The 1,624-nt window shown below is 66.7% G+C and carries 4 protein-coding genes; all 4 read left to right on the top strand.

All coding sequences use genetic code 11. The features are described from left to right. Positions 1-142 (top strand): kinase/pyrophosphorylase (locus tag WEA77_RS15680; RefSeq protein WP_368068806.1); only part of this gene is annotated, 142 nt, incomplete at its 5' end. Next, positions 139-735, top strand: coding sequence for a Maf family protein (locus WEA77_RS15685; RefSeq protein WP_368068804.1), 597 nt, complete (start codon positions 139-141; stop codon positions 733-735). The genes WEA77_RS15680 and WEA77_RS15685, both read left to right, overlap by 4 nt. Beyond that, positions 732-1,547: a shikimate dehydrogenase gene (aroE, locus tag WEA77_RS15690; RefSeq protein ID WP_368068805.1), complete on the top strand. Its 816-nt coding sequence runs from the start codon at positions 732-734 to the stop codon at positions 1,545-1,547. The genes WEA77_RS15685 and aroE overlap by 4 nt, the downstream gene beginning before the upstream one ends. Further along, positions 1,544-1,624 (top strand): dephospho-CoA kinase (locus tag WEA77_RS15695; RefSeq protein ID WP_368068807.1); only part of this gene is annotated, 81 nt, incomplete at its 3' end. The genes aroE and WEA77_RS15695, both read left to right, overlap by 4 nt.

A 1,624-nucleotide genomic window follows, 5' to 3' on the forward strand; every position in this document is an offset into this window, starting at 1 on the left:
AGCGGTGCGCGAGGAAATCACGCAGGCAAACCGCTTTTTCCAGCGCAACCAGTGGAAGACCATTGATGTCTCGCGCCGCTCGGTGGAAGAAACCGCCGCCGCGATCCTGAACTTTCTGCATGAACGGCGGGGTCATCCATGAACCTTGCCGTCACGCTCGCCTCCAGCAGCGTCAGCCGCCGCGCGTTGCTCGCCGCCGCCGGCGTGGCCGCCGGGTCTGCTGCGCCGAATGTCGATGAGGAGTCCTACCGCACAACCATGCGCGCAGACGGCGTCCCGGTGCGCGACCAGGCCATGCAGCTTGCGGAGCTGAAAGCCGTACGCGTCTCGCAATCGCGCCCAGGCCTCGTCATCGGCGCAGACCAGATGCTGGCGCTCGGTGATGAAGCCTTCGACAAGCCCCGCGATCTGGCCGAGGCCAAAAGCCATCTCGGCCGCCTGTCCGGCAAGAGCCACACGCTGGAAACCGCCATCGTCGTCTGCGAGGAGGGCCGCCCGGTCTGGCGCCATCTGGCACGGCCCAAGCTGACCATGCGTCCCCTCTCGCCAGTCTTCATCGAGGACTACACGGCGCGCTGCGGTCCCGCCCTGCTGTCCACGGTCGGCGCCTACCAGCTCGAAGGCCTCGGCGCGCAGCTTTTCACACGTATCGAAGGCGATTACTTCTCGATCCTCGGCCTGCCGCTGCTGCCATTGTTAGACTACCTGCGTATCCGGAAGGTCCTGGCGTTATGACCGGGCTGCTCGGCGTCATCGGAGATCCCGTCGCGCATTCGCTGTCGCCCTATATCCACAACCAGTGGCTTCGGGAGAACGCCATTGACGCGGTCTACGCCGCGCTGGAAGTGAAGGCGGGGGAACTCGCCGATTCGCTCGCCTCGCTGCGCGCCCATGAGGCCATCGGACTGAATGTCACGCTACCGCACAAGGAAGAGGCGCTGAGACTTGCCGCCAGCGCCAGTGACACCGCGCGCCGGATCGGCGCCGCGAACCTGCTGGTCCCTACCGCAGAGGGCGCCTGGCATGCCGGCAATACCGATGCACCTGGCTTTGCCCTGACGCTCGACTACGGCGATATATCTGTCGACGGCCGGGAGGTTTTCCTCCTGGGGGCAGGGGGGTCCGCCCGGGCGGTGGCGGATGTGCTGTCACAGCGCGGCGCGCGGCTTACCCTCTGTAACCGTACGATGGCCCGCGCCGAAGCGCTCGCGCTCGATCTCGCGCCGGCGGCGCGCATCCTGTCGCTGGAGCAAGGGCTGCGACAGATCCACCGCGCCAGCCTCGTCGTCAATACGCTCAGCCTCGGTCATGGCGGCGGCACGCTCAACCTGCCGCAATCGGCGGGAGGCACCTTCTATGATATCAGCTATGGGAAAGGCGCCGCCGCAGCGATGGCCGAAGCGCGCCGTCAGGGCTGGCGCACGCTGGACGGGCTAGGCATGCTTGTCGCGCAGGCTGCCCTCAGCTTCGAGGCCTGGTTCGGCGTCACGCCGGACCTTGCCGCCGCGCATGTCCGCGCCCGCGCGCTGCTGGAGGCCACTCAATGATCATCCTTGGACTGACGGGTTCCATCGGTATGGGAAAATCCGCCACCTCCAACCTCTTCCGCGAGGAAGGGGTGCCG

This window comes from Hyphomonas sp. (genome assembly GCF_040882205.1).
GTDB lineage: Bacteria > Pseudomonadota > Alphaproteobacteria > Caulobacterales > Hyphomonadaceae > Hyphomonas.